Below are 25,199 nucleotides of genomic sequence, written 5' to 3' on the forward strand. Positions count from 1 at the left end.
GTATTAATTATATTAATTGCTTTAGCAGTTTTTATGCTATTAAAAAAATAAATTTCACTTTAATCTACTTTGGTTACTTCACCTCTTTGCGTATTTTTCAAATCTCCAACTAATGAGTATTCAAAGGTGTAGCTGTCTTTTTTTGTAGTTAAAATTCGCATTCTTATTGGTCTTTTATCTTGATTGGTTTCTGGGTGTATTCTAGTTAAAATGCACTCACAATCATTTACCCATCGAATCGAAGCAGAGTCAACTTTCCCTTGATAGAATTCTATCTCAAGTGTATCGTTTCTTATGAACCTTGAAGTTTCAAGACTATTATTGACAATAGTCTCAAATTCAAAGGTTCCATTGTGAAAGGGAATACAATCTCTTTTGGGGGTATAGCAAGAGATGGTTATAAATAGTGGAATACAATAAAAAAGCACTTTCATATTTACAAAAATACTAACTCTTTAGGTCATATTTTTCAAAAGTACCATCAGAATAAAGCATGATTAATGATTTTTCTGTTTTTTTGGTTTGACCATGACTTGGTTTGACCGCTAATTGAGTATTACTTATTTCAGGATCATTTAAAGCCTCTGGATCAGTTCTGATGATAGAGTGGGGGGGTTTATGTGGTTTTTCACCGTAAACGAGCTCTGAGAGGGAAGTCTCAGGAAAAAAATCAGTGATTTTTATTAAAAAATCTAAACTCGGTTTATTTCTTCCGGACATAATATGGGAAATTGAAGATCTTTGAACTCCAATTTTTTTTGCAAAACCAGAAGCAGTTAATTCATTGTCTTGAATAATTTTTTCAATTCTTTTTGTGACTTCAGAGTAGTTTAACATTGTAAACAATTATAATATTTATAAATATACGATAAATATACTAAGCTATAAAAGACCTGTATAATTAAAGTTTTACTTTATAAACAACATTTAAATTACTGATATTAAGGTATTTAATTTATTATTATTAAATTGTGTTTACAAATCATAACTTTTAAGGATTAAACCTGTATACATGTGTAATTTTTTTTGTTTACAAAAATTAACATGCATTAAAGTATTTTTACAAATGTTATGTCAGCTAAAGAAAAATTTATTGATCGTTACCTTAATCCAGATAAGCTAAATTTATTTCTAGGGGGATTAAAAAACTTAGATAAATTATCAATTATAGGTTATAGTGAAGAAAACAGGCCTATTTATGGTATTAAAATAGGTGATGGATCTATAAAGGTTCTTATTTGGTCTCAAATGCACGGTAATGAAACTACAACTACAAAAGCACTTTGTAGATTATTAGAATTACTTGAAAACCCCACTCATAGAGGACTTATAAGTAAGTTAACTCTCAATATAATTCCTCAACTTAATCCTGATGGAGCAGCACAATACACAAGACTTAATTCAAATAGTATTGATTTAAACCGAGATGCGGTTGATTTATCTCAATCTGAGAGTAAGGCTTTATCGAACATGTTCAATGGCTTTAAACCAGACTTTTGCTTTAATTTACACGGTCAGCGTTCGTTATACTCTGCTGGCCATATGGGATTACCGGCCACAGTATCTTTATTAGCCCCCTCAGGAGGCCCTGAAGGCTCTATTTCTTCTTCAAGGTCGAAATCCATGAAAGTAATAGCAGCTGTCAATCAAGCCCTTCAAATTGATATTCCTGGTCAAATAGGACGATATGATGATTTATTTAATATTAACTGTGTAGGAGACAAGTTTTCTAACCTTGGAACTTCGACTATTTTATTTGAAGCAGGACATTACCCTAATGATTACAATAGAAATATAACCACTAACTATGTCTTAAAGGCATTAATTGATTCGATTAAGATTATATCTAGTGGAGATTATAATAATTATACAACAGACCAATATTTTAATATTCCGGAAAACAAAAATGATTACTGTGATTTATTAATAAAAGGTGTTTCTATAGTTGACCAAGGTAAAGAATATAAAAATCAGGAGTTGGTTATTAATTTCAAAGAAGAATTAGAGAGCTCTAAAATCAATTTTGTTCCATACATGATTGATTATGCTGATTTTTGGACAGGGCTTTCTCACCAGTCAATTCAAATTGAATTAACAGAAATTAAAAATAAGATTGTTTTTGATAAACAAAAGCCTTTTTTACAAGCTCAATCAGAAATAAATAAAATTATCAAATAAATAGCTATTTCGTTATATTACTAACAATAATATTAAAATTCATTAAATAATCATTATTATTGATATAACAACAACAATTATATTATTTATGAACGATATACCTAAAATTGATGAAGTTGATAGACAAATACTTGATATTTTAATTGACAATACTCGAATTCCCTTCACTGAAATTGCAAAACAATTACTTATTTCTCCAGGAACAGTTCATGTTCGTGTAAAAAAAATGGAAGATGCGGGAATTATTAAAGGCTCTTCACTTAATTTAGATTACAAGCAGTTAGGATACTCTTTTATTGCATATGTTGGTATATTCTTAGCTAAAACTAAAAAAATCAAGACAGTACTTAGTGAGTTAAATGCTATACCAAATGTTACTGTGGCCCACATAACTACTGGTAGATTTAATGTATTTTGTAAATTAAGAGCAAAGGATACAAGTCATGCTAAAGATATAATTTTTTCAATTGATGACATTGAAGGAGTTAGCAGAACAGAATCAATGATTTCTTTAGAGGAAAGTATAAATGACAAAAAGAGATTGATGCATAGTATATTTAATAACCTATAATTATTTCTATGGCTAGAAAGCCCAAAATTGATCGGTTTAATGAAGTTGTTAAATCCAAATATCAAATATACAATAGCCTGTTTTTAACATTACCATTTGTTAGCATAAAAAAAACATCACTAATGCTTCCATTGTTCAAGGAATATTGTGACAATGGATATAAAAAAGGTGATAATCCACAGCAAATAATTAATACTTTTTTTAATAAAATTTTACCTAACCATTCTATTGATCAGCAAAATGAGCTGTTGTTTCATTTTATTCAATATATAGAGAGACAAATTGTTTTGTTTGATGCAATAGAAGATGCAGGATTTTCTTATGTAAATAATATGCATGGAAGAGGAACATTAAGGCATATTAAAGAAGAAGCTATCAGTTCAAACAATTTAAGCAAGTTAAAAGACTATTTAAATAATTTTAGAGTAAGAATAGTTCTTACTGCTCATCCAACTCAATTTTATCCAGACACTGTCCTGGGAATCATCAATGATCTTTCTTCATCAATCAGTAACAATTCTCTAAGTAATGTTAAAAAATCATTAAATCAACTGGGTAGAACGCGTTTTTATAAAAGTGAAAAGCCATCACCTTATGATGAAGCCACAAGTCTCATCTGGTATTTAGAGAATATATTCTATAATTCAGCTGGAAGCATTGTTAATTACTTGAATGAAAATATTTTTGATGGAAAAAATGAATTAGAAAATTCAATTTTTGATTTTGGATTTTGGCCTGGTGGAGATCGTGATGGAAACCCATACGTAACTCCTGAAATTACACTTAAGACTGCTAAAAAATTAAAACATTCAATTTTACGTAACTATTACAGATCACTTCGTTTATTAAGACGAAAACTCACTTTCGAAGGAGTTTTAAATAGGATAGAAAAATTAGAAAACAAAATATATAAGAGCTTGATTAACTCATCATATGATGAACTTACACTATCTTATTTAAAAAGTGAACTTGATCTAATTTATAAATTAATTCAAGAGAAATACGATGGTTTATATGGAGATTTAATTCTTGATTTAATTCATAAAGTTAAATTATTTGGTTTTTATTTTGCCAGCCTTGATCTGCGTCAAGACTCAAGCATTCATAATTCAGTTTTTAATGATATTATTAACCATAATGATTTAAAAAATTTAGTTAAAAAAAACTCAAAAACATACTCTGATTTAAATTCTAAATCAAAATGTAAATTATTAACAGAGCTTAGTGGAAATATCAACCCCTCTATTTTTAACAATAAAAGCACTTTTGAAACACTTAAGAGTATTCGTGTTATGAAAGAAATTCAAAAGTCTAATGGAGAAAAGGGATGTAATCGTTATATAATTAGCAATTGTAATAGCTTAGAATCAATACTTCAAGTTTTTGCTATGTTTCGATTGAGTGATTGGGAAAAACCTAAAGTTGATATTATTCCTTTATTTGAAACGATTTCAGATTTAAAAAATTCCTCTAAAATTATTGAATTATTGTTTTTAAATAAAACATATTCAAGTCATTTAAAAACAAGAAACATGAAACAGACCATAATGTTAGGTTTTTCAGATGGCACAAAAGATGGTGGATATCTTATGGCTAATTGGAGTATATACAAAGCAAAAGAAGAATTAAGTAAGCTAGCAACAAAACATAATATTTCAATTGCATTTTTTGATGGAAGAGGAGGTCCCCCAGCAAGAGGGGGAGGTAGAACACATGAATTTTACAACTCTTTAGGCAATATAATACAAGCTGATGATATTCAATTAACTATTCAAGGTCAAACTATAAGTTCAAATTTTGGAACTCTAGAATCTTCTCAATTTAATTTAGAACAATTATTGAGTTCTGGTATAAAAAATCAAATGTTTGAGAGTGATTCTAATAATTTGGGTGAAGCTGACAGAAGCACACTAAATCATATTTCTGATTTAAGTCATGAGGCTTATGAGAATTTCAAGTCTCACCCTAAATTTTTAAAGTATTTAGAAAACATAACAACCCTTCCTTATTATTCAAAAACTAATATAGGTAGTCGACCTTCAAAAAGAGGAAAAAGTAAAGAGCTTTCTTTGAAAGACCTGAGAGCTATTCCTTTTGTTGGTAGTTGGAGTCAGTCAAAACAAAATGTTCCGGGATTTTTTGGGGTAGGAACTTCTTTAAATTTTTTTAAAATTAACAAAGACTTTAATAGAGTTAAAAATCTTTATAACAACAGCTCTTTTTTTCGAACTCTTATAGCTAATAGTATGATGAGTTTAACAAAATCATTTTTTGAATTAACGTCATATCTTTCAGAAGATCCTGAATACGGTGAATTTTGGAATGTTATTCATGATGAATTTTTACTAAGTAAAAAAATGATATTGGAGCTAACGGGCTATAAATCTTTAATGGAAAATGAACAAGCTGGAAAAGCTTCTATCGAAATTCGAGAAGCGATAGTTCAGCCATTAATTACTATACAGCAATTTGCCTTGATGCAAATTCAAAAAAATAAAAAGGAAAATCATTTAAATTCGAATCTTTTGAAAGTATACAAAAAAATGGTAACCCGTTCATTATTTGGAAATATTAATGCCAGTAGAAATTCAGCCTAAGAATTATAGAAAAGAAATCCTTTTTTTATTTGACTATTTGTTACTTTTAAATCTATAATTGGAAAACCTATTGATTTTAGTAAAACAAAATTAACATTTCCGTGACTATTTTTTTTATCAAATTTTATTAGAGATATTATATTATTTTGATCCAAGATGTCAATTTTAATTTTAGAAAAGACAGAATCAAAAACATTTTTTATTTCATTAGCATCTGATTGATTTAAAGAACAATTATCTACAGAAATGGAAGCTTCTATAATCATACCTATTGCTATTGCTTCTCCATGACTGAGCTTTTCTAAATGATCAGATTTAATAAAGTATGATTCAATTGCATGTCCAATTGTATGACCAAAATTTAAAATTTTTCTTTGATTTTTTTCAAAGGGATCCTTTAGAACTATTTTATTTTTAATTTCAATTGATTTATATATAAGAGGAAGGATCTCTAAAGTGTTTTTTTTAAGAAAAATTAAAAGTTTATTCCAGTAGTCTTTGTCGCTGATTAATCCGTGTTTTAACATCTCAGAATAACCACTTCTATACTCTTTGAGGTTTAAAGTTTTTAAAAAACCAGATTCTATTATCACTAGTATAGGATCTGTAATTACACCAATTTGATTTTTAATATTTCCAAAATCAATCCCTGTTTTGCCACCAATTGATGCATCAACCATAGAAAGAAGAGTGGTTGGAATATTAACAAAGTCAATACCTCTTTTATATGTAGATGCAATAAAACCTCCCATGTCAGTTATTACTCCTCCTCCTAAATTAATAATTAAACTTTTTCTATCTGCTCCTTTATCTGAAAGTATTTGCCAAATGTTTTGACAGGAAATTATTGTTTTAAATTCTTCTCCTGGAGATATGCTTATTATTTTAAAATCAAACGGTTGGGACATCTCTTTTTTAAACACAGGAAGACAATGCTCCCTTGTGTTTGTGTCAACTATCACGAACACAGATGAATAATCATTATTTTCAATTAACTTTTCGAGCTTATTAAACCCGTTTTGTTTAAATTCTACAGAGTAGCTTCTTGCTTTGATTCCATTCATTATTCAAAAATAAAGTTTTTATGTTGGAATAAGATTATTTTTAGCAATTCTGTATAGTTTTTTCTTTTAAATTTGAAAAAAAAATTAATGAGTTTTAAGAGTACTAAAACTGCTTTTTCTATAAAAAATAATTTTGAACTAAAGCGAGCGTATTTATTGTTCAAACTTATATCATATCCTTTTTTGGTTGGTTTAGGTAAGTTTTTAATTATGATATCAGTTAAATTACGTTTACCTGTAGATGGTTTAATTAGGTTGTTCGTGTTCGATCATTTTTGTGCAGGAATTGATGAAAAAGATTCAATAAAAATTGTTAATTTATTGGCCACTAAAAATGTTAAATCATATCTTCACTATTCTGTTGAAGGAGCAAATTCTGAAAAAGACTATGATGACTGTCTTAATTCAACTATAAAAACTTTAGAAGCTTCAATAATCAATTTATCGTTACCATTTTCTGTATTTAAACCTACTGGATATGGTTCGACTATTTTATTTGAAAAAAAAAGCAGTAATGTTTCTTTTACTAAAGGAGAGTCAGAAGAATGGAAAAGAATTATTGAGCGCTTTAGAGTAACATTCAGTAGGGCTAAATCAATTGGAATAAGTGTTTTTGTCGATGCTGAAGAAAGTTGGATTCAACCTGCTATTGACGAATTAGTCGAAGATATGATGTTAGAATTTAATAAAGAACGGCCAATAGTATTTAATACTGTTCAAATGTATAGAAATGATAGGTTTGAATATTTAAAATCATTAAATGAAAAATCTTTAAAGCATGGTTTTAAGGTTGGGGTAAAACTTGTTAGAGGCGCGTATATGGAAATTGAGAGAACCAGAGCTTTGAAAAACAACTATCCAAGTCCCATTTGTGACACCAAAGAAGAAACAGATATTCAGTATGATAAAGGGATTGATTTTATGTTTAAAAATATTGATCGTTTTTGTATGCTTTTGGGAAGTCATAATGAAAAGAGTGCTAATAAAGCAATTGATTTAGCAACTAAAAACTTCTTACCTAAGGATCATCAAAACCTTTCTTTTGGTCAGTTATATGGAATGAGTGATAATATAACTTTTTCTTTGGCTGAAAGTGGTTATCGAGTCCTAAAGTATCTACCATATGGACCAGTAAAAGAAGTAGTTCCATACTTAATCAGAAGAGCAAATGAAAATTCATCAGTTTCGGGACAATCTAACCGTGAATTAGACATGATATCAAAAGAATTAAAAAGAAGGAAAGAGCTTAAAACTTAATTCCTAAAACTGTTACAGTTTTAAAACAATTTTCAACTTCAACAGAAGTGTATTTTGATATTAAATACCCATTTAAAATATATGTTTTACAAGAATCTTTTTTAGTATTACTTTCAGAAAAATTAATTGATGATTTTTTAATAAAATCTTTAATTAATTCATTTGTAACGTCCTTTTTAAGTATAGAACTAGGTATATGCATTTCTTTTCTGAGAAGTTGACTCTTAACTCTTGCCTCCGGACCATAATTACAGCTAGTTTTTTTACCACTAAAAATAAATGATAGTATCACAATTCCAATTGAAAGTCCAATTAAATAATAGCCAAGTCGTTTTATGAAAGTCATTTTAATATAAATTTATTTTACGTTTATCATTATCAATAACTTTGATTTCTATTCTATTAATAGGGTAATTCAATAATGAAGAGATTTTTTCAGACCACTCCATAAAACACATGTTGCCTGAATCCAAGTATTCATCAACGCCAAAATCTAAAGCTTCTTCAAAAGATTCTATTCTGTAAAAATCAAAATGATGAATAATTTTATTTGAAGAATTCACATAAGTGTTCACTAATGAAAATGTTGGACTTGAAATATTTTCTTTAAAATTAAGATATTTGCAAATTGATTTAATTAACGTTGTTTTACCTGCACCCATTGGCCCATTAAATGCTACTACTGGATACCTTAGTGAATCACAAATTTTCTTTGCAATTATATCAATTTCAGAAAGTGAATAGCTTATTTCCATTAGTTTAAAGCTTATTTTTTAGGTAGAAAAGTTGCAAAAGGTATTATCATTTCCTCCATTGAAATTCCTCCATGCTGAAAAGTATTATTGTAAAGACTTGCAAAGTGATTAAAGTTGTTTTGATAAACAAAATAATCATCATTTTTTGCAAAAATAAATGAACTGTCCATAAATGATTTAGGTAAATGGTACTCATTTAATTTTTTTACTTCAACAACTTTTTTCTCGTCATAACTCATGCTTCTCCCAGATTTATATCTAAGGTTAGAACTTATTTCTTTTCTTCCTTTTATTTCTATAGGTTTTTCAACATTAATAGTTCCGTGATCTGTTGTTACAATTAGTTTAAATCCATCATTTTTAGCAGACTTAATGAATTCAAAAAGAGGAGAATTCTTAAACCAAGAAAGGGTTAAAGACCGATAAGCCTTGTTGTCTGGAGCTAGTTCTTTTATTATTTCCATTTCAGTTTTAGCATGAGATATCATATCCACAAAATTGTAAACAATAACAGTTAGATTTTCTGATTTAAATTTTTTTAAATTTTTTATTAATTTTTTTCCATCTGAAATAGAAGTTATTTTATTGTAGCTAAACTTTATTTTCTTATTTAATCTGTTTAATTGTGATTCTAGAAATTCAGATTCAAAAAGATTTTTTCCTCCTTCTTCATTGTCATTTTTCCACCATAAAGGAAATTGTTTTTGCATTTCTTGAGGTGTTAATCCAGAGAAAATTGAATTTCTTGAATATTGAGTTGCTGTTGGTAATATGCTAAAATAACACCCTTCACTGTGTAGGCTATAAAATTGCTGAATTAAGGGACTGATTATTCTCCATTGATCTAACCTTAAATTATCTATTAAAAGAAAAATGCATGTTTGATCTTCTTTGATAAACGGTAAAACTTTCTTTTTAAAAATATTATTTGATAAAATTGGAGTCTCTGAATTATTTGTTATCCACTCCGAATAGTTTTTTTCTATAAAATTTGAAAAATGAAAATTTGCTTCTTTCATTTGGTTTTTAAAAATATCAAACATAATTGGATCATCCAACTCTTGAAGCTCCAGCTCCCAATATGTCATTTTTTTGTATAAAAAGACCCAATCATCTACAGAACTTAATTCTAATAAAGAATTAGAGATACTCCTGTACTCTTTTTGATATGATTGAATTACCTTTTTGTCAATTAAATTTTTTGTATTTAATATTTTTTTTAATGCAATTAATATTTGATTTGGATTTACTGGTTTGATTAAATAATCTGATATTTTTCCACCAATAGCATCATCCATTATATGTTCTGCCTCATTTTTAGTTATCATGATAACAGGTAATTCAGAATTAATTTTTTTTAATTCGTTAAGAGTCTCTAAGCCATTTAATCCAGGCATATTTTCATCCAATAAAACAACATCAAATTGATTATTTTTTATTTTTTGAATTGCGTCAAGACCGTTTGTACAGGTTAAAACGTCATAGCTTTTATTTTTAAGAAATAAAATATGAGGCTTTAAATGATCTATCTCATCGTCTACCCATAAAATTCTTGGCACTTTCATCAATTTTTAATAAAATTAAATTAATTTTAAAATTACATTTTATTCTATTTATGAGATGCTATTCAAAGCAATTTAATTTCATGACTAATGATTTTACAGGAACTTAAAAAACAATTCATTGTTTTTTGCTAATTTTGCACGAATGAATTTTACAGTCAAACAAATTGTAATTAAACTATATGAAACTATGAAGTTAGTGTCTAATTTAACTGTTTATGTGTTTTCTGAAATTGAAGAAGTTCGAGCAGGTAGTTTAATGTTTTTATTAAATTCAAAATACATTGAATATTTATATGCAATCAATACTTTTGTTGCAAAGGCTAAGCATGTTTTTAAACTTGAAATAAATATTAAATCATGATTTTAAAAACTGTTCCACAAAAAACTATTGCTAAACCTGTTTTTTTAGAGGGAGTAGGTCTTCATACTGGCGCCCAGGTAAAGTTGTCATTTTTGCCTGCACCAGAAGACACTGGCTTCATGTTTATTCGAAGTGACATTAAAGGTCATAATCAAATTTCCGCAAATGTTAATTTTGTTGTAAATACAGATCGTGGAACTAATATTGAGAGAGATGGAATTAAAATTCAAACCTCTGAGCATGTTTTAGCAGCGCTAGTTGGCTTAGATATTGACAATTGTTTCGTCGAAATTAATGCGTCAGAACCACCAATAATGGATGGTTCATCCAAGTTCTTTATTGAAGCACTTGAAAAGGCTGGAATTCAAAATCAAGAATCTCTACGTGAAGAGTATGTTGTTAGTGAAATAATAAGTTATAAAGATGAAGAAACGGGTAGTGAAATAACTATTATTCCTTCTGATGAGTATCAAGTTACAACAATGGTAGATTTTGGCACTAAAGTGTTGGGAACTCAAAATGCATCTCTTGAAACCATTACTGATTTTAAAAATGAAATCTCTTCTGCAAGGACTTTTAGTTTTCTTCACGAACTGGAAACTCTTTTGGAGAATGGCTTAATAAAGGGTGGAGATTTAAATAATGCTATTGTGTATGTTGATACACCTCCATCAAAAGCTACAATGGAAAAGTTAAAAAAAGCTTTTAAAAAAGATAAATTAAGTGTCAAGCCTAATGGAATTTTAGACAACTTAACTCTTCATTATTCAAATGAAGCGGCGAGACATAAACTACTCGATGTTATTGGAGATCTTGCTTTAGTTGGAACAAGAATACGGGGTCGTGTTATTGCTAATAAGCCTGGACACAAGGTTAATACTTGCTTTGGAAAAATTTTATGTGATATAATTAAGCTAGAGAAAAGAAAAAATATTCCATATGTAGATATAAATAAAAAACCTTTATTAGATGTCGTAGAGATAATGAAAATATTACCTCACAGGCCTCCTTTTTTGTTAGTGGATAAAATTTTTGAACTTTCAGATAATCATGTAATAGCTTTAAAAAATGTCACGATGAATGAGCCTTTCTTTGAAGGTCATTTCCCCGGAGCACCTGTTATGCCTGGCGTTTTACAAATTGAAGCTATGGCTCAAGCTGGCGGAGTGTTAATACTAAATACTGTTCCTGATCCAGAAAATTACATTACTCTTTTTATGAAAATTGATAAAGTTAAATTTAAAAGAACGGTACATCCTGGGGATACAATGATTTTTAAATTAGAATTAATTAGTCCAATTAGAAGAGGTATTTGTCATATGCGTGGTTATATTTACGTAAATGGAAATTTAACTACTCAAGGAGATTTAATGGCCCAAATTAAAAGAAGATAGATATGAATCAACCCTTAGCTTACGTGCATCCTGGTGCAAAAATTGCCAAAAATGTTGTGATTGAACCTTTTACCACTATAGATAATAATGTTGTTATTGGAGAAGGCACTTGGATTGGTCCAAATGTTACAATAATGGATGGTGCTAGAATTGGAAAAAATTGTAATATTTTTCCAGGTTCAGTTATTTCTGCTGTTCCTCAAGATTTAAAATTTGATGGGGAAGACACTACGGCTGAAATCGGAAATAATACAACTATTAGAGAATCAGTTACTATTAATAGAGGAACTTCTGATAGAATGAAAACAAAGATTGGAAAAAACTGTTTAATTATGGCTTATTCGCATGTTGCTCATGATTGTGTAGTTGGCAACAATTGTATTTTTTCAAACAACAGTACTTTAGCAGGGCATATTACAATAGGAAGCCACGTTATACTTGCTGGCTTTGTTGCAGTTCACCAATTTTGTACTATAGGAGATCATGCTTTTGTTGCTGGAGGGTCTCTAGTAAGAAAGGATGTCCCACCTTTTGTTAAAGCAGCTAGACAGCCACTTTCTTACGTAGGAATTAACTCTGTTGGATTAAGAAGAAGAGGATTTACCTCTGATAAAATTACTGAGATACAAACTATTTATAGGTTGCTTTTTCAGAAAAAGTATAATACTACTCAAGCAACAGAGATAATCGAAGCAGAAATGACAGCTTCTCCAGAAAGAGATGAGATTTTAAACTTTATTCAAAACTCTCAAAGAGGAATAATGAAGGGGTATTTTCAAAAAAATTAAATATGGCAAACACATCAGATATAAAAAAAGGAGTTTGCATTAAGTTTAATAATGATATATACAAGGTGATTGAATTTCTTCATGTAAAACCTGGGAAAGGACCAGCATTTGTAAGGACTAAACTAAAAAGTGTTTCTTCAGGAAAAATAGTTGATAATACTTTTTCATCAGGTCATAAAATTGAATCTATAAGAGTTGAAACTAATAAATTTCAATTTCTTTATAATGACTTTGATCAATTTCATTTTATGAATACAGATAATTATGAACAGATTAATATTGATAAAAATATTATTGATTCTTCAGAGTTTTTAAAGGAAGGTGAAATAGTTACCATTTCAATTAATTCAGAAGATGGAATGCCTCTCTCGGTTGACATGCCTGCAAGTGTTATTTTAGAAATCACTCAAACTGAACCTGGTATAAAAGGAAATACTGCTACAAACGCAACCAAACCTGCCATAACAGAAACAGGTGCTAGGATAAACGTTCCTTTATTTATAAACGAAGGAGATAAAATTAAAATTGAAACTGAAAAAGGGCTTTATCAAGAGAGGGTAAAGGAATAAATAACTTAATAAAAATTATAAATGAGCGTATTAGTTAATAAAAGTTCTAAAATTATTGTTCAAGGGTTTACTGGTGGAGAGGGAACTTTTCACGCTACTCAGATGATTGATTACGGAACCAATGTTGTTGGGGGTGTGACTCCTGGAAAGGGAGGTCAATTTCATTTAAATAAGCCAGTTTTTAACTCTGTAGCCGAAGCAGTTAATGAAACAGGGGCTGATACTTCAATTATTTTTGTTCCTCCGGCATTTGCTGGAGATGCAATAATGGAATCTGCTGATGCTGGAATAAAAGTCATAATAGCTATTACAGAAGGAATTCCTGTTGCAGACATGGTTAAAGTTGCTCCGTATGTAAAGAAAAAAGGAGCTATTCTTGTAGGACCTAACTGTCCAGGAGTAATAACTCCTGGTGAAGCAAAAGTTGGAATTATGCCAGGTTTTGTTTTTAAAAAGGGTAGTGTTGGGATTATTTCTAAATCAGGCACATTGACCTATGAAGCTGCAGACCAGGTTGTTAGAGAGGGGTTGGGAATAACAACAGCTATTGGAATAGGTGGTGATCCTATAATAGGAACAACTACTAAAGATGCTGTAGAATTATTAATGAATGATCCTGAAACTAAATGTATAGTTATGATTGGAGAAATTGGCGGTCAACTTGAGGCTGATGCAGCTTATTGGATTAAATCACAAGGAAATCCAAAGCCAGTTGTAGGCTTTATTGCTGGGGAAACTGCGCCAAAAGGAAGAACAATGGGACACGCTGGAGCAATCGTAGGTGGATCTGATGATACTGCTGAAGCAAAAAAAAGAATTATGAAAGAGTGCGGTATTCATGTTGTTGATTCTCCTGCTAAAATTGGAGCCAAAGTATCTCAAATATTAAATTAAATGAAAGTTCTAAATAACAAAAGTGCAATTATTACTGGAGCTTCTCGAGGTATTGGAAGAGGTATAGCTATAGAATTTGCTAAACAAGGTTGTAATGTAGCTTTTACCTATTCAAAATCTGTTGAACAAGCCAACAAACTAATTACAGAACTAGAATCATATGATGTAAAAGCTATGGGCTATCAAAGTGATGCTTCTAGTTTTTCTGATTCTGAATTGCTTATTGAAACTGTATTAAATGATTTTCCAGGTATTGATATTTTAGTAAATAATGCAGGAATAACAAAAGATAATTTATTAATGCGATTAAGCGAAAAAGATTTTGATGATGTTATTAAAGTAAATTTAAAATCTGTTTTTAATATGACTAAGGCTGTTCAAAAAACTTTTTTAAAGCAGCGAAAGGGTTCTATAATTCACATGAGTTCTGTTGTTGGTGTCAAGGGAAATGCAGGTCAATCAAATTATTCAGCTTCAAAAGCTGGTATTATTGGATTTTCTAAATCTATAGCTTTAGAGCTCGGCTCCAGGAATATAAGAAGTAATGTTATAGCTCCTGGGTTCATAGAAACGGAAATGACAAAACAATTATCTAAAGAAATTGTTGAAAAATGGAGAAACGGTATACCTTTGAAAAGAGGAGGTACTCCAGAAGATGTAGCTAATGCATGTGTTTTTTTAGCTTCAGATTTATCTTCTTATATTACCGGCCAAGTTATTAATGTTGACGGAGGGATGTTAACCTAACAAATAACAAATAAATGAACTATTAATTTTTAAAACTAACTATTATGCAACGACTACCAAAAATCGGATTACCCATACTCGCAGTGGGATTTTTTATTTTAATTTTAATTTCCAGATCATCAGTTAATATTGGTTATGGAGAAGCGGGAGTTTTATTTAGAACCTTTGGAGGCGGTGTTGTAACAGATGAGCCTGCATTAGGTGAAGGGTTCACTATAATTTCACCTTGGAATAAAGTTTTCTTATATAATGTAAAGCAACAAGAGTTTTTTGAAGGAAATATGCAAGTACTTTCGTCAAATGGTCTTGAAATAACATTAGATGTTTCTGTCTTATATCAGCCAGATGTAGAAAAACTAGGTTTTTTACATCAACAAAAGGGAGAAAATTATGTGAATATAGTTTTGATACCTCAAATTAGAGCTGTAGCTAGATCAGTTGTAGGAAGATATACTCCTGAGCAATTGTATTCTACAAAACGAGATGCAATTCAAAATGAAATATTTGAAGAAACAAAAAAAGTTGTTAAAGATCAATATATTCAATTAAATGCTGTTTTAGTTCGTGATGTTGCACTTCCTCAAGCAATAAAAGAAGCTATAGAGAGAAAGTTAGGTCAAGAACAAGAAGCTTTGGAATATGAATTTAGAATTGCAAAGTCTATTAAAGAAGCAGAAAGACAATTAATCGATGCACAAGGTAAAGCTAAAGCAAATCGAATATTAAGCGCTTCGTTGACGGATAAAATACTTCAAGAGAAAGGAATTGAAGCAACTTTAAAATTAGCTGAGTCGCCTAATGCAAAAGTTATTGTAATTGGCTCTGGAAAAACAGGAATGCCAATTATATTAGGAAACAACTAATTATTTAATCTTAAAAATGAATTTAATTTGCACACATAATCTAAACATGCCATCGCACATTCGAACGTGTTGATTTTATTGTATATAAATGAAAAAAGCCCGTTTGATATTGTCAAGCGGGCTTTTTTGTTATTACAAGCCTTGCCTTTGTTAATCTATTCTTGTAAACTAATAACAGAGAAAGGTCAGTTTGTTTGGTTTTTTCAACCCTATAAGTTAATATGGCTTGAGGGTTTTCTATATCTTTAAATTATTAATTTTTTATTAAAAATGCAAAATATAAATAAAGAAACATTTTCGTTTCTGAACGATCTTAAGCTAAATAATAATAGAGTTTGGTTTGAAGATAATAAGTCTAGATTTATAAATATTCAAAATGAAATTAAGTTTTTTTCTTCAAGAGTGATTGATGAACTTAATAAGCATGATAATATAAAAGATTCCAAAGTGTTTAGAATTTATAGAGACGTAAGGTTTTCAAAAAACAAAACACCATACAAAACTAATTTAGGCCTTTCATTTAAAAGAAGCACTCCAAGTTTAAGAGGAGGCTATTATTTTCATATAAAACCAACTGAAAGTTTTGTTGCCTGTGGTTTTTTTAATCCTAATAAGCAAGATTTATTAAGGATAAGAAAGGAGCTTGAACTTGATTCTGATGAGTTCAGACAAATTATAAATGAAAAGTCATTCAAAAACAATTGGGGAAGTATTGATGGTGACCCACTAAAAACAGCACCTAGAGGTTTTTCAAAAGATAATTCTAATATTGATCTTATTAGAATGAAAAGATATATTTTTATTAAAAATTATAATGATGATTCAGTTCTTTCATCAAATTTTATTAATAATATATCTTATGATTTTAAAACAATGAGGCCTTTCCTTAACTATATGTCAACAGTTCTTACTTCAGATTTAAATGGGATATCGATTTTAGAAAATGATATATAATGAGAGCTTTACTGTTTTTTTATTTATTTATGAGTCTTTTAAATGCTCAAAAAATCCCCATAATAATTGATACCGATACAGCTAATGAAGTAGATGATTTATTTGCTCTTTCTGGGGCTTTATCCGAGCCAAGCTTTAATATTATTGGTATTACCGCCTCTCAATTTAACACCTCTCCTTTAGCCTCTTCTAACACAGCGCTAGAGAGTAAAATTATAAATGATAAAATTTTAAAATTAGCTAATATAAACTCAATACCTTCACTGTTAGGCAGTCCTAGTCCGATTAGTGACATTTCAAATATTAATAATTCTCAAGCCTCGAGTTTTATAATTAAAAATGCACGATTATATACTAATGAAAACCCTCTACATATTGTTATTTTAGGTTCATGTACAAATGTTGCAACTGCAATAATTAATGCACCAGATATTTTAAATAAAATAAAAGTTTATTATTTAGGCTTTTGGCATAACCCAAAAACTAATTCATATAATAAAAATGAATTCAATTCTAGGAATGATCCTTTGGCAGTAAATTTTTTACTTAACTCTTTAGATCTTGATCTTTCAATTATGACAGCTACTACATCTCAGCACTTAATTTTTAAAAGAAATGAATTAGATGTTTATTTATCAAGCAATAATTCTTTAGGTTCATATTTGATAGATAGATGGGACTCCTATGATAGATGGTGGGATGATGAAGACAAAGGAAAGAAACAATGGATAATGTGGGATATAGCTATTATAGAAGCTATAGCAAATGGCAATTACTCACAATTTGAGCTTTTTGATTCTCCTTCGGATAATTTACATCGTAAAATTAAAATCTTTACAAAGATTAATGTTTCAGAAATAAAAAAAAGATATTGGGATAAGATGCAAACGTTTAATCAGATCAACCAATGACAAATATTAGTATCAATTCATCAATCGTTGAATTAACAGTACTACTTACTAAGTATAATATTCTATTTGAGAATGAGGATTTATTAAATGTTACTAAGGCTGGAGAAGGAAATATGAATGTGGTTTTAAGAATTAAAACAAATAGACGCTCTTTTATTTTTAAACAATCAAGACCTTATGTTCAAAAATATCAAGATATTCCAGCTCCAATAGAAAGAATTGATGTAGAATATAGCTTTTATAACACGACTAGTAAAATTAAGAGTAAGGACCATTTTCCTAAAATAATAAATTATACTAAAGAAGGTTTTTTTATGATAATTGAGGATCTAGGTGTGTCAGAAGATTATTCGAGTATTTACAAAAAGAGAAAAATAGACAAAGCATCAATAATTAAGCTTGCCAAGATATTAAAAGACATTCATTCGTGTAAGTATAATGTTAAATATCCTTTAAATAGTGAGCTTAAGAAATTAAACCATCAACATATTTTTATACTACCGTTTATTATAGAAAATGGTTTTTCATTAGATTCTGTTCAACCAGGTCTTGAGAATCTTGCACATTCATTTATTAATAATGAGTCTTTAAAAAATAAATCAATAATTGTTGGAGACCGGTATTTAAAAAAAGGATCAACCTTATTACATGGTGATTTTTACCCTGGAAGTTGGATTCAAAATGATAAAGAAATATTCATAATTGATCCTGAATTTAGTTTTATAGGAGATTTGGAGTTTGATCTAGGAGTTTTCATAGCCCATGTAATTATAACCACTTTAGAAGAAAAATATTTAAATGATATAATTAATTATTACTCTAGATCAGTTGACCGGGAATTAGTTAAACACTATACTGGCTTTGAGGTGATTAGGAGAATTATAGGTTTAGCTCAATTGCCAATTAATTTATCGCTTGATGAAAAAGAAAAATTATTAAAATTTTCAAAAAATCTTTTGTTAAATTAATTGATTTTAAAAGCTAAAATTATTTGTATTATTGAAAGATCAACTTCTCATATAATAAAATTTTAATAGGTTAAATAATATGATAAAAATCGCATATATAGGAGCTGGAAGTATTCAGTTTGGCCCAATTATAGTTCAAGATATTTTATTGAGTGACACTCTTTGTCAAAATGGAATTGAGCTCTATTTAATGGATATTGAATTATCTCACTTAGATCATGTTTATAAACATGCAGAGTATGTTAATGTAAGACTAAATCGTAATGCAAAAATTATAAAAACAGTTGATCGAGAGGAGGCGATCAGTAATTCAGATTTTGTTATTTGTGCATTGGAAAAAGATCGAAATATATTTTGGTCACAGGATTTTCATATTCCAAGAAAATATGGTTTTAAACAAGTTTATGGTGAAAATGGAGGAGTGGGGTCTTTATTTCATGCATTACGTAATATTAAAACAATAGTTGATTTAGCTAGAGATATGGAGAAATTGTGTCCCAAATCAATACTTTTAAATTTTTCAAATCCTGAACATAAGATATGTGAAGCTGTAACTCGATTAACTAAGATAAACACAGTTGGTCTTTGTCATGGTGTTTTTATGGGTCGAGCACAATTATCAGAATTATTAAATATTCCTCTTTCGGATTTACAAACTAAAGCATGCGGAATGAATCACTTTAGTTGGTTTCAAGAAATCAAACAAAAGTCAACAGGAGAGGACTTATATCCTAAACTTAAATCCATTGAAAAAGATGGAGATTGGATGGCAAAGTGGCATGAACTTGCTTTAGGAAGAATATTGTTTCGAAGATTTGGTCAATGGCCTTCACCTGCATCAAACCATTATGGCGAATATATTAGATGGGCTGAAGAATTTGTTATTCCTCAATTACAATTTTTTTATGACCCTATTGACGGACATCCATGGGAAAACAATCAAATACCTGAAGGAGTTTACACAGTCGATAGAGTTAATTATAATCGAAAATGGAAAAAAGATTGGGATAAAAAACTTCTTCCAGTTGGTTCAGTTGAAGAAATTCAATTAGAAAATAAAGACGGAAGTTTTAAAAGTTCAGGTGAAATTGCAACACTTATAATGGAGTCAGTTGTTTCAAACGAAAAAAAATGGCTTGAAGCTGTAAATATTCCCAATAATGGAGCTATACCAAACTTACCTGATGACCTAGTTGTAGAAGTTCCTGCATATTGTGATGCTGATGGAATTAAAGCAATCAAGATGGATCCAATACCAGAAGCTATAGCAGCGACTATTAGATTGCATGCTAGCATTCACAAGCTTTTAGTAGAGGCTTACAATGAAAAATCAAAAGATAAACTATTGCAAGCTATTCTTATTGAGCCGACTGTCAATTCATATAGAAATGCAGTTGATATGTGCAATGAAATGCTTGAGCTTCAAAAAGATGTTTTGCCAATCATTAAGTAACAAAATTTAATTATGAACCTTATATTTTTAGACTGGGTAGTAATTATAGTTTATTTGCTTATCTCTGTCTTTATTGGAGTTTTCTTAGTAAAACATAAGAATGTAAACATAACTGACTTTTTTGTTGCTGGTAGAAGCCTTCCTTGGTGGTTATTAGGAACATCAATTGCAGCTACTTGGTTTGCAACTGATGCACCATTAGCAGTTACAGCTTTAGTTAGGACTAAAGGTATTTATAGTAATTGGTTGTGGTGGTATCTTGGAACTGGCATAATCATGATGGTATTTTTTTATGCAAAAAATTGGAGACGTGCTGAAATACTTACTGATGCAGAGCTAATTGAACTAAGGTATAGTGGCAATTCAGCATCTACACTTAGAGCATTTACTGCTGGTTTTTATGGAATTTTTAAAAATTGCATCACATTGGGATGGGTTATTTTAGCTATGTTAAAGTTTTCAAGTGTAATGTTAGGTTGGAGTGCTGAATTTGCATTAGTAATTACTCTAACATTTGCATTATTACATACTTTAATTTCAGGAATCAAAGGTGTTGTGATATTAGATATGTTTCACTTTACTGTTGGAACGCTTAGTACAATTATTTTAGCAATTATTATTTTGATAAATGTTGGAGGACCTAAAGAATTATCTAATAAAATTCTTGCTTCCGCTGATGCTCCTCCTGCTGTTTTAGATATGATGCCCAATATATCTAATATTGGTTCAATTGAAATGATTTCATTTATATGTTTAATAGGTGTTTTGTGGCTTGGACAGGCTCAGGGTGATGGTTTTATAGTACAAAGATTGTTTTCTGCTAAGAATGAAAAACACGCTATAAAAGCTTCACTGTGGTTTGCTGTTGCGAGCATAGTGATTTTAACTTGGCCGTGGATTGTAGTTGGTTTAGGTTCAATAATACTTCTCCCAATTTCTACTGCACCTGCTGAGTTAATTGCGGATCCAGAATTGGCTTATCCTATGATGATTGCAAAAGTGCTTCCTGCAGGATTAAAGGGGCTATTGGTAGCTGCATTTATGGCAGCCTTCATGAGTACTGTCGACACCCATTTATGCTGGGGAGCATCATACATGGTTAATGATATTTACAAAAGATTTATTAGAAAAAATGCAAGTGATAAGCACTATCTGCTAATTTCAAGACTTAGTATTGTTTTGTTATTATTATTATCAGGTATCACTGCATGGCAAATGGATAGCATCTCTAATGCATGGATATACATTATAGAGGTAATGTCAGGCGTTGCTGTCATAGGAATGTTAAGGTGGTATTGGTGGAGAATTAATGCTTGGTCTGAAATCACAAGTATGGTTTCTGCATTGCTACTAGCCAATGGTTTGGTGTTGTTGAATGGTTTATATAAAGCTGGATTAATTAATGAAGGTTTAATCAACAAGTTATCAATTTTATATCAGGATGAATATTCACTTATTAGGGCAACAATAATTCTTGTTGTTTCAACAATACTAAGCTTAATAGTTACTTTACTCACAAAGCCAGTTAATAATGCTCATTTAATTGAGTTTTATAAAAAAATACGACCTAGAGGATTTTGGGGTCCAATATCTAATCAGGTAAAAAATATTAATAATTCTAGTAAAGAGATTATAAATAGCTGGACAGGTTTTGCTCTTGGTATTTTATTTCTAAACAGTACTTTATTTAGTGTTGGACATTTAGTAATAGGAAATTATTTAATTTCTTTTTTATTATTAATAATTGGTCTTATTTTTGGTCGATTTACAATATTAAAACTCGAAAAAATATTTACAACTAACAATTAATTAAACGAAAATCATGAAAAAGATTTTACTTATTACAATTTTATATATTTCTGTAAGTTGTTCTTCATTTAAGTTTATAGGACAGCCAATAACTTTTAATGCTAATGATTATAATAATAAAGAATCATTAAGCGAAGACATAAAAGAAAAGTGGTCACTATTAGATATAAATTCTGATATGATTCCTGGAATGAGTGTTTTAAAAGCAAATAAGGAATTGATTAAAAATCAAAAAGGTAAAAGTGTAATAGTAGCAATTATTGATTCAGGTGTTGACATTGAACATCCATACTTATCCCCATATATATGGAATAACTCTGATGAGATTCCAAACAATAAAATAGATGATGACAACAATGGGTATATAGACGACGTTAATGGATGGAATTTTTTGGGAGAATCAAATCAGGAGAATCTAGAATACGTTAGATTATATAGAAAAATAAGCTTAGAAGACTCATTAAGTCAAGTTTATAAAAATGAAATAGATCAAGCGATTAACAAAAATAATGAAACTATAAATCGAGTTCAAAACCTTTCTAGAATTTTATTTAAATCTGATAGTTTAATAGCTTCAATAATAGGAAGTAATAGTTATAGTCTGGAAGAAGCCAAACAGATATCAACTAAAACAATTAAGTCCGATGAAGCGGTTAGATTTTTAGAATATGCAAAATCTAATAATTGGACTCAGCAAAGTTTTTTAGAGGCTATTGATTACTATCAGTCAAGTAATGAGATTCACAATAACGTTGATTTTGATGGAAGGACAATAGTAGGCGATGATCCAGATGATTTTAATGATAGAGATTATGGAGATTCTAATGTTTCTGACAGACATAAGCACGGTACGCATGTAAGTGGAATAGTTAGAAGTATTTCACAAAGTGTAATAATCATGCCAATAAGGTGTGTGCCGGATGGTGATGAATACGATAAAGATGTTGCCTTATCAATAAGATATGCCGTAGACAACGGAGCAAAGATTATAAATTTTAGTTTTGGTAAAAAATACTCTCCCCATTCTGATTGGGTAATTGATGCAATGAAATATGCTTCACAAAGGGATGTTCTTATTATTAACGCAGCTGGTAATGATTCTAATGATATAGATTCAACTTTAAATCAAATGTATCCAACTGATCAAATAGATAAAAAAGAATTCTTAAATAACTTTCTTACAGTTGGAGCATCATCATATAACTATGATAAAAAACAAATTGCATATTTTTCTAATTATGGATCAAATAATGTTGATTTATTTGCTCCAGGACATCAAATTTATTCTTCTGTTTTAGATGGTGAATTTGAATATTTAAACGGGACCTCAATGGCCGCTCCTAATGTTACAGGTGTTGCAGTTGTATTGCGTTCCTTCTACCCTAAGTTGTCAGCATCTTCAATTAAAAAAATCATCATGGAGTCAGGTGTTGATATGAGTAAGTCTTTGAGTAAGCCTAATTCTGAGGACGTTTCTGATAGAAAAAACTTTTCGAAGTCAGGTAAAATGGTTAATTTATATAATGCTCTTTTATTAGCCTCAGACTTTAAAGAAAGAGATCCTTCAGGTAGTATAAAAAAATTCAAATTAAAATTTTGATTTGATTTTATGAATATTAAAAGGTTTGATTATTATTCATCAATGAGCTCCTACGGATGTGAAATATCTATTGATTTAATTAAAAAAAAACCCAATTCTTTAGTTTCAGTAGCTACTGGCAACTCAACAATTGGTCTTTATAAAGAGTTTAAAAAGTATTCTACAGACAATCATGACTTTTTCTCTAAGGTCAGAATTTTGAAGTTAGATGAATGGTTAATAGGTTCTAAAACTGATAAAGTAGGTTTTTGTGAGCAGTATATTAAGTCAAACATCTTAAAACCATTAAATATAAATTCAGATAGGTATATATCATATAATGCAAATACTAAGAATCCTGATGTTGAATGTGTTAGGGTTTATGAAGTAATAAAAAATACAGGTCCAATTGATTTGTGTATACTTGGACTTGGTAAAAATGGTCATTTAGGTTTTATAGAGCCTAGAGCTCCTCTTTATATAAAACCATATGTTGCTGAATTATCAAAGGAATCTCAAAACCATGAAATGGTATTAAATGAAAACATAATTTATAAAAGTGGATTTACTTTGAGTATCAATCAAATTTTATCATCTAAAAAAATAATAATATTTATATCAGGAAAAGGAAAGGAAAAAGCCAAAGCAGACTTATTGTCGGGTGATATATCTACTGATTGTCCTGCCTCTTTTCTTTGGCTTCACAAGAACGTAGAATGCTTAATATCTAATTGATTTTTTAAAAATTTTAGCTTTTTGCTAATTTTTTTAAAGTGACCCACTGTTTTAGTGTATCTCTTGATTCTGCAGCTGGATATCCAAGAATAGATTTTCCGTCTGAAAAATCTGAAATAACTCCTGAACATGCACCTACACTAACACCTGAGCCAAGAGTGACGTGATCTTTAATTTTTGCTCCACCACCAATCATAACACCATCTCCTAACACTACAGACCCTGCCAGACCAGAGCTCCCTGACATAACACAAGATTTTCCTAATATACAATTATGTGCAATTTGAACCAGGTTATCTATTTTACATCCATCTCCTAGAATAGTACTATTAAATTTCGCTTTATCTATACAGGTGTTTGCTCCAATCTCTACATCATTTCCAATGACTACATTTCCAATATGTGGTAATTTAATGAGTCCTGAACCATCTGGCGCAGGCCTGAACCCAAAACCATCTGCACCTATACTTGCATTGATGTGAAATATGCAGTTATTTCCAATGACTGAATTTTCTCTTACCACTGTTCCAGACCAAAAAACACAATTCTCACCTACAGTTGTATCATCAAAAATATTCACATTTGGATAAAGGGTGCTTCCTGAGCCAATAACTACTCCTTTGCCTACATAACAAAAGGCACCTATTTTAATATCATTACCCAGTTTTGCAGTAGGATGAATAATAGCTGACGGATGAATATCTTGTTCAAAAACAGGTCCATTTTTAGGAGAAAAAACTTCTAATAAATTTGCCATAGCAATATCAGCATTTTTAACATAAATTATAGGTCTATCTTGGTTTTCAATTTTTATTGATTCATTTACAATGACTGCACCTGCCTTTGAATCATTCCAGTATTTCACAAACTTACGGCTTCCAATAAATGTTATTTGATCTTCAGAAGCATTCTTTAGATCATTTAAACCATTGAAGGCAATCTTTTTTTCAAAATGAATTTTACCAGAGATAAACTGAGCAATCTCATCTAAAGTATAAGTTTTCATTGATTTTTTTAATTTAATGTAAAAATAGTATATATTCTTAAACTTAAAAACATTATGTTAAAACAATGAATAAGTCTAAATAAGCTTAAGCACTTTCTTAGAATAAGAATTTAAAATTTTCTTATATTTACGAAGTGCGCAGGATTCTCCTTTTAGCTTTACTAGTTGTTTTTTCTTGTTC

General features: G+C 29.7%; 25 protein-coding genes. 18 read left to right on the forward strand and 7 right to left on the reverse strand.

Features of this window, described 5'->3' with window-relative positions; translation table 11 throughout:
* Positions 1-59 precede the first annotated feature (59 nt).
* Positions 60-434 (reverse strand): DNA topoisomerase IV, encoded by a 375-nt coding sequence (locus AC34EU_RS07260; RefSeq protein WP_487534486.1) that lies wholly within the window; start codon positions 432-434, stop codon positions 60-62.
* 13 nt (positions 435-447) lie between these two features.
* Positions 448-837 (reverse strand): helix-turn-helix domain-containing protein, encoded by a 390-nt coding sequence (locus AC34EU_RS07265; RefSeq protein ID WP_487534487.1) that lies wholly within the window; start codon positions 835-837, stop codon positions 448-450.
* Positions 838-1,071: 234 nt separating this feature from the next.
* On the opposite strand from AC34EU_RS07265, the gene AC34EU_RS07270 reads away from it, so the two are divergent.
* The 3 genes from AC34EU_RS07270 (at position 1,072) to AC34EU_RS07280 (ending at position 5,346) form a co-directional block, all read left to right on the forward strand.
* The gene (locus tag AC34EU_RS07270; RefSeq protein WP_487534488.1) at positions 1,072-2,178 is read left to right on the forward strand and encodes a M14 family zinc carboxypeptidase; all 1,107 of its coding nucleotides are present in this window, start codon (positions 1,072-1,074) and stop codon (positions 2,176-2,178) included.
* Positions 2,179-2,266: 88 nt separating this feature from the next.
* On the forward strand, positions 2,267-2,749 hold the full coding sequence (locus tag AC34EU_RS07275) for an Lrp/AsnC family transcriptional regulator (RefSeq protein WP_487534489.1): 483 nt from the start codon (positions 2,267-2,269) through the stop codon (positions 2,747-2,749).
* Positions 2,750-2,757: 8 nt separating this feature from the next.
* A complete protein-coding gene (locus tag AC34EU_RS07280; RefSeq protein ID WP_487534490.1) occupies positions 2,758-5,346 on the forward strand; it encodes a phosphoenolpyruvate carboxylase in 2,589 nt (862 codons plus the stop codon).
* Here the strand turns inward: AC34EU_RS07280 and aroB are convergent.
* Positions 5,343-6,410: a 3-dehydroquinate synthase gene (aroB, locus tag AC34EU_RS07285; RefSeq protein WP_487534491.1), complete on the reverse strand. Its 1,068-nt coding sequence runs from the start codon at positions 6,408-6,410 to the stop codon at positions 5,343-5,345. The two genes, AC34EU_RS07280 and aroB, sit on opposite strands and share 4 nt — an antisense overlap.
* 87 nt (positions 6,411-6,497) lie before the next feature.
* On the opposite strand from aroB, the gene AC34EU_RS07290 reads away from it, so the two are divergent.
* The gene (locus AC34EU_RS07290) at positions 6,498-7,667 is read left to right on the forward strand and encodes a proline dehydrogenase family protein (protein WP_487534492.1); all 1,170 of its coding nucleotides are present in this window, start codon (positions 6,498-6,500) and stop codon (positions 7,665-7,667) included.
* Here the strand turns inward: AC34EU_RS07290 and AC34EU_RS07295 are convergent.
* The 3 genes from AC34EU_RS07295 to porX are packed head-to-tail and all read right to left on the reverse strand — an operon-like array spanning position 7,657 to position 9,987.
* Complete coding sequence (locus AC34EU_RS07295) at positions 7,657-8,013, reverse strand: hypothetical protein (RefSeq protein ID WP_487534493.1); 357 nt, start codon at positions 8,011-8,013, stop codon at positions 7,657-7,659. The two genes, AC34EU_RS07290 and AC34EU_RS07295, sit on opposite strands and share 11 nt — an antisense overlap.
* Before the next feature lies 1 nt (position 8,014).
* Positions 8,015-8,422: a tRNA (adenosine(37)-N6)-threonylcarbamoyltransferase complex ATPase subunit type 1 TsaE gene (tsaE, locus tag AC34EU_RS07300; RefSeq protein WP_487534494.1), complete on the reverse strand. Its 408-nt coding sequence runs from the start codon at positions 8,420-8,422 to the stop codon at positions 8,015-8,017.
* A gap of 11 nt (positions 8,423-8,433) precedes the next feature.
* On the reverse strand, positions 8,434-9,987 hold the full coding sequence (gene porX / locus AC34EU_RS07305; RefSeq protein WP_487534496.1) for a T9SS response regulator signal transducer PorX: 1,554 nt from the start codon (positions 9,985-9,987) through the stop codon (positions 8,434-8,436).
* 142 nt (positions 9,988-10,129) lie between these two features.
* Here porX and AC34EU_RS07310 point away from each other — a divergent pair, with 142 nt between their 5' ends.
* The 14 genes from AC34EU_RS07310 (at position 10,130) to AC34EU_RS07375 (ending at position 24,012) form a co-directional block, all read left to right on the forward strand.
* Positions 10,130-10,348 (forward strand): hypothetical protein, encoded by a 219-nt coding sequence (locus AC34EU_RS07310; protein WP_487534497.1) that lies wholly within the window; start codon positions 10,130-10,132, stop codon positions 10,346-10,348.
* The gene (locus AC34EU_RS07315; RefSeq protein WP_489696148.1) at positions 10,345-11,742 is read left to right on the forward strand and encodes a bifunctional UDP-3-O-[3-hydroxymyristoyl] N-acetylglucosamine deacetylase/3-hydroxyacyl-ACP dehydratase; all 1,398 of its coding nucleotides are present in this window, start codon (positions 10,345-10,347) and stop codon (positions 11,740-11,742) included. Before AC34EU_RS07310 ends, AC34EU_RS07315 begins: the two co-directional genes overlap by 4 nt.
* 2 nt (positions 11,743-11,744) lie before the next feature.
* Positions 11,745-12,530 (forward strand): acyl-ACP--UDP-N-acetylglucosamine O-acyltransferase, encoded by a 786-nt coding sequence (lpxA, locus tag AC34EU_RS07320; RefSeq protein WP_487534499.1) that lies wholly within the window; start codon positions 11,745-11,747, stop codon positions 12,528-12,530.
* A gap of 2 nt (positions 12,531-12,532) precedes the next feature.
* Positions 12,533-13,099: an elongation factor P gene (efp, locus tag AC34EU_RS07325; protein WP_487534500.1), complete on the forward strand. Its 567-nt coding sequence runs from the start codon at positions 12,533-12,535 to the stop codon at positions 13,097-13,099.
* Between the two features lie 21 nt (positions 13,100-13,120).
* A complete protein-coding gene (sucD, locus tag AC34EU_RS07330) occupies positions 13,121-13,993 on the forward strand; it encodes a succinate--CoA ligase subunit alpha (RefSeq protein ID WP_487534501.1) in 873 nt (290 codons plus the stop codon).
* Positions 13,994-14,740 (forward strand): 3-oxoacyl-[acyl-carrier-protein] reductase, encoded by a 747-nt coding sequence (gene fabG / locus AC34EU_RS07335; protein ID WP_487534502.1) that lies wholly within the window; start codon positions 13,994-13,996, stop codon positions 14,738-14,740.
* Positions 14,741-14,784: 44 nt separating this feature from the next.
* On the forward strand, positions 14,785-15,603 hold the full coding sequence (locus AC34EU_RS07340) for a prohibitin family protein (RefSeq protein WP_487534503.1): 819 nt from the start codon (positions 14,785-14,787) through the stop codon (positions 15,601-15,603).
* Positions 15,604-15,873: 270 nt separating this feature from the next.
* On the forward strand, positions 15,874-16,557 hold the full coding sequence (locus tag AC34EU_RS07345) for a DUF2461 domain-containing protein (RefSeq protein ID WP_487534504.1): 684 nt from the start codon (positions 15,874-15,876) through the stop codon (positions 16,555-16,557).
* Positions 16,557-17,468: a nucleoside hydrolase gene (locus AC34EU_RS07350; protein ID WP_487534505.1), complete on the forward strand. Its 912-nt coding sequence runs from the start codon at positions 16,557-16,559 to the stop codon at positions 17,466-17,468. Before AC34EU_RS07345 ends, AC34EU_RS07350 begins: the two co-directional genes overlap by 1 nt.
* Positions 17,465-18,436 carry a phosphotransferase gene (locus AC34EU_RS07355; RefSeq protein ID WP_489666743.1) on the forward strand — a complete coding sequence of 324 codons (972 nt, stop codon included), beginning with the start codon at positions 17,465-17,467 and terminating at the stop codon, positions 18,434-18,436. Before AC34EU_RS07350 ends, AC34EU_RS07355 begins: the two co-directional genes overlap by 4 nt.
* 79 nt (positions 18,437-18,515) lie before the next feature.
* Entirely contained in the window at positions 18,516-19,889 is a 1,374-nt protein-coding gene (locus AC34EU_RS07360) for a family 4 glycosyl hydrolase (protein WP_487534507.1), read from the forward strand.
* A gap of 12 nt (positions 19,890-19,901) precedes the next feature.
* A complete protein-coding gene (locus tag AC34EU_RS07365) occupies positions 19,902-21,698 on the forward strand; it encodes a sodium:solute symporter family protein (RefSeq protein ID WP_487534508.1) in 1,797 nt (598 codons plus the stop codon).
* 13 nt (positions 21,699-21,711) lie between these two features.
* Positions 21,712-23,298: a S8 family serine peptidase gene (locus tag AC34EU_RS07370; RefSeq protein WP_487534509.1), complete on the forward strand. Its 1,587-nt coding sequence runs from the start codon at positions 21,712-21,714 to the stop codon at positions 23,296-23,298.
* A gap of 9 nt (positions 23,299-23,307) precedes the next feature.
* Positions 23,308-24,012, forward strand: coding sequence for a 6-phosphogluconolactonase (locus AC34EU_RS07375; protein WP_487534510.1), 705 nt, complete (start codon positions 23,308-23,310; stop codon positions 24,010-24,012).
* A 13-nt stretch (positions 24,013-24,025) separates the two neighbouring features.
* Here the strand turns inward: AC34EU_RS07375 and lpxD are convergent, their stop codons facing one another.
* On the reverse strand, positions 24,026-25,018 hold the full coding sequence (lpxD, locus tag AC34EU_RS07380; RefSeq protein ID WP_489696149.1) for a UDP-3-O-(3-hydroxymyristoyl)glucosamine N-acyltransferase: 993 nt from the start codon (positions 25,016-25,018) through the stop codon (positions 24,026-24,028).
* Between the last annotated feature and the right edge of the window lie 181 nt (positions 25,019-25,199).

The organism is Candidatus Marivariicella framensis (assembly GCF_982709265.1).